Raw genomic sequence first — 15506 nt, 5'->3', positions numbered from 1 at the left:
GCGGGTCGGCCCACATCGCTCGTCGGACGGGGTCGACCCGCGAATCCGCACGGCGTCGGCGTCGGCGTCGGCCGCGAGTTGCGCATCGGCGACAGTTCCGACAGCCGGCGGATTGCGGAAATACGGTAGGGGGGTATGGTAGTTATTGAAGACGGAATCGTTACCCCGAAGAGAGGCAGAACCGTGAGCACCTCCAGAGTCACCGTGACCGGCATGACCTGCAATCACTGCGTGTCCTCGGTCACCGAGGAGATCAGCGCCCTCCCCGGCGTCACCTCCGTGGACGTCGACCTGGCCACCGGCACGGTCGTCATAGACAGCACCACCGACCTCGATCCGAGCGCCGTCGAGGGTGCCGTCGAAGAAGCCGGGTACTCGGTCGCCGGCTGAGCCGGCAACTCCAGCACCGCCGGCTGAGCCGGCACTCCACCACAGGAGCCCACCATGAACGCAACCGGCAAGTTCGCCGGATTCACCGTCGGTCTGGTCGTGATCTTCGGCGCCGCGCTCGCGCTCGGGTCGGTCGCCGGCCCGGACGTCGCCGAGCCCGCCGCGCACTCGACCGGCGACGACGGGCACGGAGCGGCAGGTCACGCCGCCGCCGACCCGACCCCGGGCGGACTGACGCCCACCGCGGACGGCTACACCCTCGAACTCGCCGCCGACCAGGTCACCGCCGGCCCCGCGGTCCCGGTGCAGTTCCGGATCACGGACCCGTCGGGGGTACCCGTCACGGAGTACACGGTCGAGCACGAAAAGCCGCTGCACCTGATCGTCGTGCGCCGGGATCTCGCCGGCTTCCAGCACGTGCACCCCACGCTCGACGCGGCCGGCACCTGGACCGTCCCCCTCGACGTCGCCCGCGGCGGCGACTACCGCGTGTTCGCGGACTTCACCCCGGCCGGCGGAGAGGGGCTCACCCTGGGCACCGACCTGCGGGTCGCGGGCACGTACGATCCGCAGCCAACGCCTGCACCCACACCGACCGCCACTGTGGACGGTTACACCGTGGCACTCGACGGCACGCTCCGCCCGGGAGAGACGTCGAACGTGGCCCTCTCGGTGAGCCGCGACGGACAGCCCGTCACCGATTTGCAGCCGTACCTCGGCGCTTACGGCCACCTGGTGGCGCTGCGCACCACCGACCTCGGCTACCTGCACGTTCACCCCGACGGACATCCCGGCGACGGCGTCACCGCTGCGGGCCCGGGGATCGACTTCGCGGTCACCGCACCCAGCGCGGGCGACTACCGGCTGTTCCTGGACTTCCAGCACGCCGGTGCCGTCCACACCGCCGAGTTCACCGTGACCGCCGCACCGGAGGTGAAATGATGACCCGCGGGACCGACATCGCCGCACCGCCCGACTCCCAGATCGAACTTGCCATCGGCGGCATGACCTGCGCATCGTGCGCCAACCGCATCGAACGCAAGCTGAACAAACTCGACGGCGTCACCGCGACCGTCAACTATGCGACGGAGAAGGCCCGCGTCCACTACGACGCCGCCGACGTCTCGCCCGAGGACCTCGTCGCCACGGTGGAGCAGGCCGGATACACGGCCCGGCTGCCCGAGGTGAAGCCCCCGGCCCCGGAGGACGAGGACCCGGCGGCGGAGTTGCGGCAGCGGCTGCTCGTGTCGGCGGTGCTGACGGTGCCGGTCATCGCGATGGCGATGATCCCGGCACTGCAGTTCACCAACTGGCAGTGGCTGTCGCTCACCCTCGCGGCCCCGGTGGTGGTGTGGGGTGCGTGGCCGTTCCACAAGGCCGCCTGGACGAATCTTCGGCACGGCACCGCGACCATGGACACGCTGGTGTCGATGGGCACGCTGGCCGCGTTCGGCTGGTCGCTGTACGCACTGTTCTGGGGCACCGCCGGCATGCCCGGCATGACGCACCCCTTCGAACTGACCATCGCGCGGGTCGACGGGACCGGCAACATCTACCTGGAGGCCGCGGCAGGCGTCACCACGTTCATCCTCGCCGGTCGCTACTTCGAGGCCCGCGCCAAACGCCGGGCGGGAGCGGCGCTGCGGGCGCTGCTCGAACTGGGGGCCAAGGACGTGTCGGTGCTGCGGGACGGCACCGAACAGCTGATCGACATCGACCGCCTCGAGGTCGGCGACCTCTTCGTGGTCCGTCCCGGCGAGAAGATCGCGACCGACGGCGTCGTCGTCGAAGGCTCGTCGGCGGTGGACGCGTCGATGCTGACCGGTGAATCCGTGCCCGTCGAGGTGTCGCCCGACTCCGAGGTCGCGGGTGCCACGGTCAACGTCGGCGGCCGAATCGTGGTTCGCGCCAGCCGCATCGGAGCCGACACCCAACTCGCGCAGATGGCGTGGATGGTCGAGGACGCCCAGACCGGCAAGGCCGAGGTGCAACGCCTCGCCGACCGGATCTCCGGGATCTTCGTCCCGATCGTGATCGCACTGTCGGTCGCGACCCTCGGCTTCTGGATCGGCACCGGCGGTTCCGTCGCGGCCGCGTTCACCGCCGCCGTCGCCGTCCTCATCATCGCGTGCCCGTGTGCGCTCGGACTCGCCACCCCGACCGCCCTCATGGTGGGCACGGGACGCGGCGCGCAGTTGGGCATCCTGATCAAGGGACCCGAGGTGCTGGAATCGACCCGGCGCGTCGACACCGTGGTGGTCGACAAGACCGGAACCGTCACCACCGGCACGATGTCGCTGCACGACGTGGTCGCCGCCGACGGTCAGGACGAGGAGCAGGTTCTCCGGTTCGCCGGCGCACTCGAGCACGCGTCCGAACACCCCATCGCACGGGCGATCACCCGCGCCGCGACCGAACGGCTGTCGACGCTCCCCGACGTCGACCAGTTCACCAACGTCGCGGGACTCGGCGTCCAGGGGATGATCGACGAGCACGCGGTGGTCATCGGCCGCGCAAGACTGCTCCGCGACTGGTCGCTGCACCTCACCCCCGAACTGCAGCGCGTCGTCGACGCGGCCGAGGCGGACGGCAAGACGGCCGTCGGGATCGGCTGGGACGGCACGGCGCGCGGCGTCCTGGTGGTCGCCGACACCGTCAAACCGACGTCACGGGAAGCGGTGTCGCAGTTCCGCGAACTCGGTCTCACCCCGATCATGCTCACCGGCGACAACAAGTCCGCGGCCCGCGCCATCGCCGATCAGGTGGGCATCGGCGAGGTGATCGCCGAGGTGCTGCCCCAGGACAAGGTCGACGTGATCACGCGTCTGCAGGCCGAGGGCAAGGTGGTCGCGATGGTCGGCGACGGAGTCAACGACGCCGCAGCGCTCGCGCAGGCCGATCTCGGTCTCGCCATGGGCACCGGCACGGATGTGGCCATCGAGGCCAGCGACCTCACGCTGGTGCGCGGCGACCTCCGGGCCGCGGCCGACGCGATCCGATTGTCGCGCAAGACGTTGAGCACGATCAAGGGCAATCTGTTCTGGGCGTTCGCCTACAACGTCGCGGCGCTGCCGCTGGCCGCGGCGGGTCTGCTCAATCCCATGCTGGCCGGCGCCGCCATGGCATTCTCTTCGGTGTTCGTCGTGAGCAACAGCCTGCGACTGCGCCGCTTCCAGCCGCTGACCACTCCCACCCGAGGGGAACACTCATGACCGAGCAACCGCACACCGACCAGGACCACACCGCGGGCCACGGGTACATCAGCGCCAAGGACGACTACCTCAAACGATTACGCCGCATCGAGGGTCAGGCGCGGGGCCTGCAGCGGATGGTCGAGGACGAGAAGTATTGCATCGACATCCTCACCCAGGTGTCCGCGATGACAAAGGCGCTGCAGGCCGTCGCGCTCGGACTGCTCGAAGACCACATCAGCCACTGCGTCGTCGACGCCGCCGTCGCCGGCGGTCCCGAGGCCGACGCCAAGGTGAAGGAAGCCACCGACGCCATCGCGCGTCTCGTCCGTTCCTAGGAGAGCCATGTCGCACGGCCCGGAGACACGAGAGGTACCCGCCACACCGACGACCTCCGACAGACACGCCGGTCACGGCGCGCACGGCGAGGTGTTCCGGCGGAAGTTCTGGATCAGTCTGGCGTTGTCGGTGCCGGTGGTGGTGTTCAGCCCCATGTTCGCCGACCTCCTCGGTTACACCGTTCCCGATTTTCCCGGTGCGTCGTCGATTCCGCCGGTCGTCGGCACCGCGATCTTCTTCTACGGCGGCGCACCATTCCTCACCGGCGCGTGGGGCGAACTGAGATCGCGGCGGCCGGGCATGATGCTGTTGATCGGCATGGCGATCACGGTCGCGTTTGCCGCGTCGTGGGTCACCACGCTCGAGATCGGTGGTTTCGACCTCGACTTCTGGTGGGAGCTGGCGCTTCTCATCGTCATCATGCTGCTCGGCCACTGGCTGGAGATGCGGGCGCTGGGGTCGGCGTCCGGCGCCCTCGACGCACTCGCCGCGCTGCTGCCGGACACCGCCGATCGGGTCACCGACGACGGCGTTACCGAGGTGCCGGTCTCCGAACTCGCTTCCGGCGACCTCGTGCTCGTGCGAGCCGGGGGCCGCATCCCCGCCGACGGCACCGTCGCGGACGGTCGCGCGGAGGTCGACGAGTCCATGATCACCGGCGAATCCAACCCGGTCCCACGGTCGGTCGGTGACACCGTGGTCGCCGGCACCGTCGCCACGGACAGCGCGCTGCGCATCCGGGTGGGCGCCGTCGGCGAAGACACCGCCCTCGCCGGCATCCGGCGACTGGTCGCCGACGCACAATCCTCCTCGTCCCGCGCGCAGGCGCTCGCCGACCGCGCCGCCGCGTTCCTGTTCTACTTCGCTTCCATCGCAGGGCTTCTCACGTTCGTCGTGTGGTCGCTGCTCGGCAACGTGGACGAGGCCGTGGTGCGGACCGTCACCGTACTGGTGATCGCCTGCCCGCACGCGCTCGGTCTGGCGACACCCCTCGTGATTGCCATCTCCACCGAGCGGGCCGCGAAGGCCGGTGTGCTGGTGAAGGACCGGCTGGCGCTCGAACGGATGCGGAATGTCGACGTCGTCCTGTTCGACAAGACCGGCACCCTGACCCAGGGCAGGCATGCCGTCACCGGGCTGGTCGCGACCGCCGGTGTCGGCGAGACCGAACTGCTCGCCCTCGCCGCCGCGGTGGAGGCCGACAGCGAACACCCGGTCGCACGGGCCATCGTCGCCGACGCGGCCGCGAAGGTGCCCGCCGCCGCCCGCCGCACCGCCACCGACTTCAGGTCGCTGCCCGGGCGCGGGGTGCGCGCGAACGTCGACGGAACGTCCGTCGCGGTCGGCGGTCCCGCGATGCTCGCCGAGCTCGGAGTGGCCGTCCCCGAGGACATCACGGCCACCACCGGCTCCTGGATCGACCGCGGCGCCGCCGTCCTCCACGTGGTCCGCGACGGCCGGGTGCTCGGTGCGGTGGCGCTCGAGGACGCCGTGCGCGAGGAGTCGCGGCAGGCGATCGACGCCCTGCACGCCCGGGGCGTGACGGTCGCGATGATCACCGGTGACGCCCGCCAGGTCGCCGACGCCGTGGCCGCCGACCTCGGGATCGACGAGGCATTCGCCGACGTGCTGCCGGAGAACAAGGACGCCGAGGTGGCTTCGCTGCAGCAGCGCGGTCATCGGGTCGCGATGGTCGGCGACGGGGTCAACGACGCACCCGCACTCGCCCGCGCCGACGTGGGGGTCGCGATCGGGGCCGGCACGGACGTCGCCATCGAATCGGCCGGCGTCGTCCTCGCCTCGGACGACCCTCGCGCGGTGCTGTCGATCATCGACCTGTCGCGGGCCAGCTACCGCAAGATGTGGCAGAACCTGGTGTGGGCCACCGGATACAACATCATTGCCGTCCCTCTCGCGGCTGGCGCGCTCGCGTTCGCCGGGGTCGCGATCTCCCCGGCGGTCGCGGCGATCCTGATGTCGGTCTCCACCATCGTGGTCGCGCTCAACGCCCAGCTGTTGCGAAGACTCGATCTGAATCCCGAACGGCTGAGCGGGAACCGGCCGTGACCGCGGGAGCCCCGGATCCGTGGAGTCGTCGCAGCGCCGCGACGAGCCCGTCGACCGAGTCCGTGACCGCGGCGACGTAGGCATCCGGGCGGATGATCCACACCTCACCGGGAGCGGCACCCAGTGCGGCGGCGAGGACTCCAGTGGTGTCGATCTCCGACAGCCGGGCGATCCGGATCGGCGTGTGCACCGCGCCCAGCGCCGCGCCGCGGATGTCGTCGACGTCCACACCTTCACCGACGAGGAGCAGGATGCCGTGCCGGGCGATCTCACGCAGGCGGGTCCCGTCGCCGCCGCGGAGCGTCACCGGGGTGTCGGGCACGAGGATTCCCGGCGCGGCGGCCGGAGTGTTGCCACGCTCGGGCCGGCCCGCGAACGGACGTCCCGGATCGATTGTGGTCAAAGATGATTTGACGTACCAGAATGGTTCGGCGAGACGACCGCTGTCGACCTGTGCCCGCGCCTGCGGGTCGGTGACCGCCGCGGTGAGCACGTCGCGCCGGTGCCGGTGCCGGTCCTCGGACTGGGGGACGAGGAAGTCCATCGTCGCCGTGGTGACGGCGATGTTCTCGACGGCGGCCGCGTGCCGCTCGGTGTGGTACGTCTCGAGCAGCGATTCGTCCGCCCAGCCGCGCAGGACGAACGCGAGCTTCCACGCGGCGTTCTCGGCATCGGCGACGCCCGAATTCAGGCCGCGGGCACCGAACGGTGACACGATGTGGGCGGCATCGCCGGCGAGCAGCACCCGGTCGACGCGCATCCGGTCGACGACGCGGGAGTGGAAGCGGTACAACGATTTCCACACGATGCGATAGTCGGTGTCGCCGATGATCTTCCGGATCCGCTCGTCCAGCGCCCCCAACCGCTCCTCGGCCTCGAGGTCGTAATCGCCGGGCACCTGCCAGTCGATGCGGAACGTCGAGTCGGGGCACGGGTGGATGAGCACCTGACGGCCCGGGTTCCACTCGGGATCGAAGTAGAAGCGGCGTTCGTCGGCCCAGCCGGGGATGTCGGCGGCGATGTCGCAGATGAGGAACTTGTCGTCGAACGAGCAGCCGTCGAACGTGACGCCGAGTTGCGCCCGGATCGCGCTGCCCCGCGACCCCACCGCGACCACCGCGTAATCGGACTCGATCACTCGATCACCGTCGTCCGTGCGGCACGTGATGGCCACACCGGTCTCGTCCTGATCCACCGAGACGGCCTCGTGCCCCCAGCGGACGTCGATCGACGGCGACGCGGCGATCCGCTCGTCGAGCAGTTTCTCCGTGCGGGCCTGCGAGATGTTGACGAACGGCGGGAACGACGAGATGCCGCGGTCGACGAACGTCTGCGCGAACAGTTCGTGGTCGCGGTGGAACGTGCGAGCGCACCCCCACGTCACGCCCTCGTCGGCCAGTTGACGGCCGACGCCGATCGCGTCCCACACCTCGAGGACGTCCCGCTGCTGGCAGATGGCCTTCGATCCGATCGGGTCGCGTTCGGCCCGTGCGTCGAGCAACGTGACCTGTATGCCCCAGCGGGCCAGCAGCAACGCCGTCGTCTGCCCCACCGGGCCGTTTCCCACGACGGTGACGGTGCCGCCTCGGGTGTGTCGTGTTCTCATGATCCTCGCCTTGTGAGTGTGAAACGGTGACGGATGTCAGCCCTGCAGCTGGTCCCAGACCTCGCGGTCACGCTCGGCGGTCCAGATGACGGGCCGTTCGATGCCCGACAGCTCGTCCCACACGCGGGACACGTCGAAGGGGAGGCAGTGTTCGAAGATCGGCCAGTGCCCGTACTGCTCGTTCAGTGCGGCGTGGGTGGCTTCGAACGCCTCCTTCAGGGTGCCGCCGCGCTGCTGCACCGCGCCGACCTCGGTCAGCATGACCTCGATGAAGTGGCGGGTCTGCTCGATGGCGGCGTCGACGGCCTCCCGGCCGTGGGACACGGCGCCGCGTCCGCCGATCAGGACCTCGGCGCCGAGCGCCTTGATCGCGTCGAGGGTGCCGGTGGACCAGTCGCGGTGGAAGGCGTCGCCGGTGTACAGCGCGGCCTGCGCCTCGACGAGGTCGCCGGCGAAGAGGATCTTCTGCTTCGGCAGCCACGCGACGACGTCGCCTTCGGTGTGCCCGCGGCCGAAGTGCTGCAGCACCAGGTCGCCGCGTCCGCCGCCGAGGTCGATGGTGAGCTTGTCGGCGAACGTCAGGGTGGGCCAGGTGAGTCCGGGAACCGAGTCGGCGCCCTTCGCGAGCCGCGGCATGCGCCCGAATTCGCTGGCCCAGTCTTCCTTTCCACGCTCCTCGATGAGGGCGCGGGTGGTCTCGTGCGCCACGATCGTCTCGGCGTCGAACGCGGACGCACCGAGCACGCGGACGGCGTGGTAATGCGAGAGCACCAGGTAGCGGACCGGCTTGTCGGTGTGCTCCCGCAGCTTGCGCAGCCAGTCCTGGGCCGCGACAGGGGTGGCGAGAGCCTCGAAGCAGATGACGAAGTCTTCACCCTCGATGGCGCCGATGTTGGGATCCCCCTCGGCGGTGAGGGCGTACACGCCGTCGGCGAGGACCTCGAGGGTCTGCTCTTTCTCACCGAGGTCGGCTGACGAAGCGAAGCTCGTGGGGCTCATGCGATCCACCTAACTAATCAAAGGTTTGACTGATGGGTGCCACAGTAACCGGGATCACAGAATAATGAAAGCCTTGATTAAAATTTGTCCGGGATTTCTCCGTCCCCGGCCCACCCACCGCGACGAACGGGACGCTCGTTGCATCTGACGCAACGAGCGTCCCGTTCGTTCGGGAGAGGAGGGTGGTCACCCGGCCAACAGGACCCCGACCAGCGCAATCGACGCCACCCAGATGGTGGAGATGGTCGCGAGGACGAAGGGGCGGGCGCCGACCTTCTTGATGGTGGAGACGTGGACGCCGGCGCCGAGGGCGAACATGGCGGCGGTGAGGAGGGCGGTCTGGACGATCTTCGCGTCGGCGAGGAGGCCTGCGGGCAGCATGCCGGTGGACCGCAGGCCGACGCAGGCCAGGAACGCGAGGACGAACAGCGGGATCAGCGGGGGACGCTTCACGTCGGCGTCGCTGCCGGCGAGGGTGCGCTGCCGCACGCTGAGCACCGCCATGACCGGGGCGAGCATGAGCACGCGGGCGAGTTTCACCACTGCCGCCACACCGAGGGCGGCACCACCGATCGCGCCACCTGCGGCGACCACCTGCGCGACCTCGTGGATCGACCCGCCCGCCCACAGGCCGGCGTCGGTGTCGGACAGTCCCAGGGCCCGCGCGAGGAGGGGGATCGCGGGGATCATGAGGGTGCCGAAGATGACGACGAGCGCGACCGCGGTGATCACCTCTTCCTCCTCTGCGTCCACCACCCCGTCCACCGCCGCGACCGCGGCTGCACCGCAGATCGAGAAGCCGCACGCGATGAGCAGGCGCTGCGTCCAGCTGAGGCCGAGGAGCTTGCCCGCGAACATCGTTCCGACGATCCCGAGACAGACGATCGAGACCACCACGACGATGACGCCCCAGCCGAGTCCGAGGATGTCGCTGAGCATCAACTGGAGTCCGAGGAGGGCGATGCCCACCCGCAGCAGTTTCTTGGCGGAGAACTGCAGTCCGGGACGAAGCCGCTCGGGCAGACGCACGAGGTTCGACAGGACGGCGCCGAGCACGATGGCGATCAGCAGCGGGCTGACCGTCGGAAGGAACCGTCCGACACCCATGGCGACGGTGGTGGCCACGACGCACAGCGCCAGACCCGGCAGGAGAGTGGCCGTGGCGTTCTGCAGTCGCGGCAACGCTCCCGGGCTCTCGACGCGCTGGTCCTCGGACTTCGATTCGCTCAGTTCGGTGCTCATGTTTCTACGGTCCGTCAGTGCGGCACTTTGCGATAGCCGTCATTTCGGCATGAACACATATCATTTCGATATGTCTTGCGCCGTGGTCATATACTCGGCGTATGTCCCGCAAATGGCCGGAGTTTCCCGTGCTCGAGTTACTCGTCGGCGTCGACGACCACGGAAGCCTCAGCGCCGCTGCCAGACTCGCGGGAATGGCGCAGCCGAATGCGAGTCGCGCCATCAAACAACTCGAGCGCCAGTTCGGCATGACGCTGTTGCAGCGCAGCCCGACGGGCTCGATCCTCACGCCCCAGGGAACCGTCATCGCGCACTGGGCGCGCCGGGTGCTGTCCGATACGCGCCGACTGCTCGACGTAGCCGAGGGGCTGCGCGCGGAGCGTACCGCCGAGTTGACGGTGGGCGCCAGCATGACGGTGGCGGAACACCTGATGCCGGGCTGGCTGGGGCAGTTCCGCCGATTGCACTCCGACGTGACCATTCACCTGCAGGTGCACAATTCGACTCAGGTGTTCGAACGGATCAACAGCAGGACCTGCGACGTCGGATTCGTCGAATCGCCGACGGTACCGCGCCCGTTGAAGAGTCTGACCGTCGCCCGCGACCGGTTGGTCGTCGTCGTTCATCCCACCCATCCGTGGGCGCGGCGGCGGAAGGCCCTGTCCGTCAGCGAGTTGGCTCTGACACCGCTACTGGTCCGGGAACCGGGATCCGGCACCCGGACCACTCTCGACGTGGCGTTGCAGGAATACGACCGGGCGGCACCACTTCTCGAGCTCGGGAGCGCCGCGGCGATCCGCACCAGCGTGCTGGCCGGGGTCGGCCCCGCCGTGATGAGCACCCTCGCGGTCGCGGAACAGGTTGCCGCCGGCGAGCTGAAGGTGATCGACGTCGACGGCCTCGAACTCGACCGGGTGCTGCGGGCCGTGTGGCGGGGTGCACGTCAGCTCGACGGTCCCGCGGGCGAACTGGTGCGTCTGGTCCGCCGAGTCGGCACGGGAACCTGAGCTCTGCCGCTCATCCCAGGATGCAGGTGGTGGCACCGGCTGCGATGACGAGCACGATGACGGCGGAACGAAACACCCCGGGCGGGAGGCGGCGGGCGATCGCCAGTCCCGAGAGGTTGCCGACCAGCGCGGCCGCCACGAACACCGGGAGCCGTGGCCAGAACATCGACTCCGTGATCTCGTCGTGGAACCACAGGACGCCGAGGGCCATGACGTTGGCGACGATGAAATAGCCTGCGAGATCGGCGATGAACGCCAGCGGGGGCAGCCGCGCCCGCATCAGCAACAGAACCGGGGGCGGCCCGTTGAGGGAGGTCGTGGTTCCGAGGTAACCGCCGACCGACCCGGTGAGAACATGCGCGACCGTGGACGGCGCCCGGGCGGTCTCCGTCCGGTTCGGGAGTGCCATCGCCAGCCCGCACAGCATGACGACGGCCCCCGCGGCCGGTTTCAGATACTGCTCCGGCAGCAGTCCGAGGGTGACCGCACCCAGCCAGGCACCGGGCAGGCTGCCACCACCGAGCAGGGCCACCCGTCCCCAGCTGATGTGGTCTCGCAGCTGGTACGCCGCACCGATCCGCGTGATCAGCCCGGCCGTGAGATTGACGAATACCACTTCGGGAACGGCGAATCCGACCATCAGCATCACCGGCGTCGCGATCAGTGCCGTCCCGAACCCGGTGGCGCCGCCGATGACCGAGGCGATGCCGATGCACAGGGCACCGACGAGGAGCATCGTCAACGCGACTCCCTTCTCGATTCCGACGGCACGTTCCGTGTCCGACGCGTCAGGTGGCCAGGGATTGAACGGCACTCACGAGCGCCATCAGTTCGATGTCGCCGGCGGTGCATCCGCGGGAGAGGTCGTTCCACGGCGCGGCCAAGCCTTGCAGGATGGGCCCCAAGGCTATTGCACCTCCCAGCCGCTGGGCAATTTTGTACCCGATGTTGCCGGCGTCGAGATTCGGGAACACCAGGACGTTCGCCCGGCCCGCGACGCGTGAGTCGGGGGCCTTGGACGCGCCGATCTCGGCGACCAGCGCGGCGTCGAACTGCAGATCTCCGTCGACGTGCAGTTGCGGGTCCCGGACGCGGACCAGTTCCGCGGCCTCGCGTACCTTTTCCACGCGCGGATGCCGGGCGCTGCCCTGGGTGCTGAACGACAGCATCGCCACGATCGGTGTCTGCTCGGTGAGGTGGAAGTGGGTGGCGCCGGCCGCCAGTGCGATGTCGACCAGTTCGCCGACCGTGGGATCGGGCACGACGGCGCAGTCGGAGAACGTCAACTGCCGGCCGTCCGGCAGCAACATCAGGAACGAGCTCGACAGGATGCTCGACCCGGGGGCGAGACCCACGATCCGCAGTCCGGCCCGGAGCACGTCGGACGTCGGTCTGCCCGCACCGGCCACGCCGGCGTCGACCACTCCGGCGCGCAGCGCCGCCGCGGTGAGGCACACCGGGTCGGACATTGCCGAGTCGATCCGGTCGGGGTACCGCGCGAATCCCTCTTCGACGGCCCCGCGGATCGCGGGGTCCGCGGCCGCCTCGGCGATGTCGACGACCAATTCCTCGGCCAGCGGGATGCCCGACGTCTCGGCGACGCGGCGGATGACGTCCCTCCGCCCGAACAGGCGCGGCGAGACGACGCACTTGTGGTGCAGGGTGTGGGCGGCGCGGATCGCGCGTTCGTCTTCGCCGTCCGCGAGGCCGACGATCCGGTTCTGCCCCCGCAGGGCGGCGACCCAGCTGTCGATCAGCGACGAATCATTCTGTCGCACAGTGCCGGAAGGTGGTGCAGTGTAGGTAGGTGCAGCGGTGACTCCCGGGGCCATGGCCTCGCTCTCCCATCGATACGAAAAAGGGGTGGCGGCCGTCGATGGTCGACGACCGCCACCCGCTGGAATGAGGGAAGTCGAAACCCTACGGCTGGATTGCCTTCTCGATGTCGGTGAGCATGCTGTCGACGCCGTGGAGCAGTTCCGACAGCACCTCGTCGTCGGCGACGAGGGGCGGCGAGATCATCAGCATCGTCGCGCCGCGGTCGTCGCCGCGCAGGATCACCTTGGTGCGGGCGAACGCCTCGGGCAGCACCTTGCGCAGCACGGTGAGCGACTCCTGCTCGGTGAACTCGCGGCCGTTGTCGCTGTCGGCCATCAACTCGATCGCGTAGAAGTACCCGGTTCCGCGCACGTCCTTGACGCACCGGTGCGCACTCTTCAGCGAATCGAGTGCTGTCCGCAGCTTCGGGCCCCGGGCGGCGACGTTGCCCAGCACGTTCTCGTCCCGCATCGCGGTGATGTTCGCGACCGCGACCGCCGTCGACACCGGATGCCCACCCCACGTGGCGCCGTGGGTGAACACGCCGCCCTTGGGCGAATCGTAGAGCTCGCGCACCAGTTGCTCGCGCACGATGAGCCCGCCGAGCGGGGCATAGCCGGACGTCGAGCCCTTCGCGAAGGTGATCATGTCCGGAACCACACCGGTGAGCCCGTGCCCGAACCAGTGCCCGAGGCGACCGAACGAGCAGATCACCTCGTCGGAGACCAGGAGAATCCCGTGCTTGTCGCACAGCGCGCGCAGTGCCGGCCAGTATCCGTCCGGTGGGACCAGGGCTCCGCGGCCGTTCTGCACCGGCTCGGCGAAGACGGCGGCGATGGTCTCGGCGCCCTCTTCCTCGATGACGGCCTCGATCGCGGTGATGCAGTCGAGCTGGTCGGCAGGGCCGCAGTCGCCGAGGTAGCCGAGCGTGTTGGGTACCGACCGGACGCCAGGCAGTAGCGGGCCGAAGGGATCCTTGATCTTCGGCAGCTGCGTCACCGACAGCGCGCCGAGAGTGGTTCCGTGATAAGCCATCTCGCGGCTGATGATCTTGGTTCGCTGGGGGTTGCCCTGGCTGCGGTGGTACTGCCGGGCGAACTTGACCGCGGTCTCCACGGCCTCGGATCCCGAGTTGACGAAGAAGGTCGTCCCGAGGTCTCCGGGCGCCAGATCGGCGATGAGCGCGGACGCCTCGATCGCGGGAACGTGGGCGCTGCCCCAGTTCGAGGCGTACGCCAGCGTGCCGATCTGCTCGCTCGCCGCTTTCGCGATGTCGTCGCGGCCGTGACCGATGTTCACACAGAACAGGCCAGCCAGACCGTCGAGGAAACGGTCCCCCTCGGTGTCGATCAGATAGCTGCCCTCACCGCGAACGAACACCGGGAAGTCGCTCTCCCAGGTGTCCTTGCGGGTGAAATGAGGTCCGAGGTGCCGGCGGGCCCGTGCTCGCAATTCGGTGACGTCCACGACCATCTCCTTCGTTGTCGAATGGCTGTGACCCACAACATACCGACGGCGCAGAGCGCAGGTCAGGGCCAGAAGAGCGGTATTCGATGGGTCCAGACTGGTCCCCGTAGACGACGCCCAACTGGTCCTTCTGGTCCCATGCCAGTCTGATCCAGACTTCGGTATCGCCCGGACACCACGACGTGGCCGGAGCGGCCAACAGCCCCAGCTAACGGAGGTCTCAGATGAGGATCGGTATCCCCAAGGAAGTCAAGAACCACGAGTACCGGGTGGCGGCCACTCCCGCCGGCGTGCACGAACTGGTTGCCCACGGACACGACGTGTTCGTCGAACGCGGTGCGGGGGAAGGCTCCTCGATCGGCGACGACGCCTACGGTGCCGCAGGCGCGAAGATCCTCGACACGGCCGATGCGGTCTGGCAGAGCGCGGAACTGGTCCTCAAGGTCAAGGAGCCCATCGCGGAGGAATACCACCGGATGCGTTCGGACCTCACGCTGTTCACGTACCTGCACCTCGCCGCCGGCGAAGAGTGCACCCGGGCGCTGCTCGCCGCCGGCACGAATTCCGTTGCATACGAAACCGTTCAGCTTCCCGACGGGTCGCTGCCCCTGCTGTTCCCGATGAGTGAGGTGGCCGGCCGGCTCGCGCCCCTCGTCGGCGCACAGGCACTCATGCGCCCGGAGGGTGGCCGCGGCGTACTGATCGGCGGCGTGTCCGGGGTGTCCCCGGCTCGCGTCGTCGTGATCGGTGCGGGCGTCTCGGGCATGAATGCCGTCGCCGTAGCCGCAGGCACCTGGGCCGACGTCGTCCTGTTCGACAAGAACGTCGACAAGCTGCGCGCCGCCGACCGCATGTACCAGGGCCGGATCCGCACTCTCGCCGCCAACTCGTACTCGATCGAGCAGGAGGTCATGCAGGCGGACCTCGTCATCGGCGCCGTGCTGGTCCCGGGCGCGAAGGCACCGAAGATCATCTCGAACTCGCTCGTCGCACGGATGAAGCCGGGCAGCGTGCTCGTCGACATCGCGATCGACCAGGGCGGTTGCTTCGAGGATTCGCGCCCCACCACCCACGCGGAGCCCACGTTCAAGGTTCACGACTCGGTGTTCTACTGCGTGGCGAACATGCCGGGCGCGGTGCCCCACACGTCGACGTATGCGCTCACCAACGTCACCCTGCCGTACACCCTGCAGATCGCCGAGAAGGGCCTCGCCCGCGCGGCGAGGGAGAACGCGGCACTGCGCGCCGGGGTCAGCACGGTCGCGGGCCGCCTGACGAACGACGCCGTCGGCACCGCTCTGGGGATCGAGTCGATCAGCGTCGACGACGCGCTCCACCTCGTTTGATTTCACCGCCGGCCCGGCATACTGAGGAGTGCTC

13 protein-coding genes are annotated in these 15506 nt (G+C 69.0%); 7 read left to right on the top strand and 6 right to left on the bottom strand.

Translation table 11 applies throughout. The annotated features are described in order from the left end of the window. Nucleotides 1-183 precede the first annotated feature (183 nt). From H0B43_RS18535 to H0B43_RS18515, 5 genes are read left to right on the top strand one after another with little or no spacing between them, the layout of a single operon-like run. Nucleotides 184-390, top strand: a complete 207-nt coding sequence (locus tag H0B43_RS18535) for a heavy-metal-associated domain-containing protein (RefSeq protein WP_185726596.1) — start codon at nucleotides 184-186, stop codon at nucleotides 388-390. A gap of 54 nt (nucleotides 391-444) precedes the next feature. Next, the gene (locus H0B43_RS18530) at nucleotides 445-1332 is read left to right on the top strand and encodes a hypothetical protein (protein ID WP_185726597.1); all 888 of its coding nucleotides are present in this window, start codon (nucleotides 445-447) and stop codon (nucleotides 1330-1332) included. Then, a complete protein-coding gene (locus tag H0B43_RS18525) occupies nucleotides 1332-3602 on the top strand; it encodes a cation-translocating P-type ATPase (RefSeq protein ID WP_185729907.1) in 2271 nt (756 codons plus the stop codon). Before H0B43_RS18530 ends, H0B43_RS18525 begins: the two co-directional genes overlap by 1 nt. Further along, complete coding sequence (locus H0B43_RS18520) at nucleotides 3599-3919, top strand: metal-sensitive transcriptional regulator (RefSeq protein ID WP_185726598.1); 321 nt, start codon at nucleotides 3599-3601, stop codon at nucleotides 3917-3919. The genes H0B43_RS18525 and H0B43_RS18520 overlap by 4 nt, the downstream gene beginning before the upstream one ends. A gap of 7 nt (nucleotides 3920-3926) precedes the next feature. Beyond that, the gene (locus H0B43_RS18515) at nucleotides 3927-5987 is read left to right on the top strand and encodes a heavy metal translocating P-type ATPase (RefSeq protein ID WP_185726599.1); all 2061 of its coding nucleotides are present in this window, start codon (nucleotides 3927-3929) and stop codon (nucleotides 5985-5987) included. Here the strand turns inward: H0B43_RS18515 and H0B43_RS18510 are convergent. The 3 genes from H0B43_RS18510 to H0B43_RS18500 all read right to left on the bottom strand — a co-directional run bounded on the left by H0B43_RS18510 (nucleotide 5923) and on the right by H0B43_RS18500 (nucleotide 9834). Next, nucleotides 5923-7596, bottom strand: a complete 1674-nt coding sequence (locus H0B43_RS18510; protein WP_312034014.1) for an FAD-dependent monooxygenase — start codon at nucleotides 7594-7596, stop codon at nucleotides 5923-5925. The genes H0B43_RS18515 and H0B43_RS18510 overlap by 65 nt on opposite strands. A gap of 33 nt (nucleotides 7597-7629) precedes the next feature. Continuing rightward, nucleotides 7630-8592, bottom strand: a complete 963-nt coding sequence (locus H0B43_RS18505; protein WP_185726601.1) for an MBL fold metallo-hydrolase — start codon at nucleotides 8590-8592, stop codon at nucleotides 7630-7632. A gap of 186 nt (nucleotides 8593-8778) precedes the next feature. After that, entirely contained in the window at nucleotides 8779-9834 is a 1056-nt protein-coding gene (locus H0B43_RS18500) for a YeiH family protein (RefSeq protein ID WP_185726602.1), read from the bottom strand. Between the two features lie 101 nt (nucleotides 9835-9935). Here H0B43_RS18500 and H0B43_RS18495 point away from each other — a divergent pair, with 101 nt between their 5' ends. Beyond that, a complete protein-coding gene (locus H0B43_RS18495) occupies nucleotides 9936-10841 on the top strand; it encodes a LysR family transcriptional regulator (protein WP_185726603.1) in 906 nt (301 codons plus the stop codon). A gap of 10 nt (nucleotides 10842-10851) precedes the next feature. On the opposite strand, the gene H0B43_RS18490 is transcribed toward H0B43_RS18495, so the two are convergent. From H0B43_RS18490 to H0B43_RS18480, 3 genes are all read right to left on the bottom strand, one after another. Continuing rightward, complete coding sequence (locus H0B43_RS18490) at nucleotides 10852-11583, bottom strand: sulfite exporter TauE/SafE family protein (RefSeq protein WP_185729908.1); 732 nt, start codon at nucleotides 11581-11583, stop codon at nucleotides 10852-10854. A gap of 46 nt (nucleotides 11584-11629) precedes the next feature. After that, nucleotides 11630-12673, bottom strand: coding sequence for a phosphotransacetylase (locus H0B43_RS18485; protein WP_185726604.1), 1044 nt, complete (start codon nucleotides 12671-12673; stop codon nucleotides 11630-11632). A gap of 88 nt (nucleotides 12674-12761) precedes the next feature. Beyond that, complete coding sequence (locus tag H0B43_RS18480; RefSeq protein ID WP_185726605.1) at nucleotides 12762-14132, bottom strand: aspartate aminotransferase family protein; 1371 nt, start codon at nucleotides 14130-14132, stop codon at nucleotides 12762-12764. A gap of 218 nt (nucleotides 14133-14350) precedes the next feature. Between H0B43_RS18480 and ald the strand changes: the two genes are divergently transcribed. Beyond that, entirely contained in the window at nucleotides 14351-15472 is a 1122-nt protein-coding gene (ald, locus tag H0B43_RS18475; protein WP_185726606.1) for an alanine dehydrogenase, read from the top strand. Nucleotides 15473-15506: the final 34 nt, after the last annotated feature.

It is taken from the genome of Rhodococcus sp. 4CII (assembly GCF_014256275.1).
Taxonomy (GTDB): Bacteria; Actinomycetota; Actinomycetes; order Mycobacteriales; family Mycobacteriaceae; genus Rhodococcus_F; species Rhodococcus_F wratislaviensis_A.
Note: the sequence above shows the minus strand (reverse complement) of the source record. Positions and strands in the feature narration are given on the sequence as shown.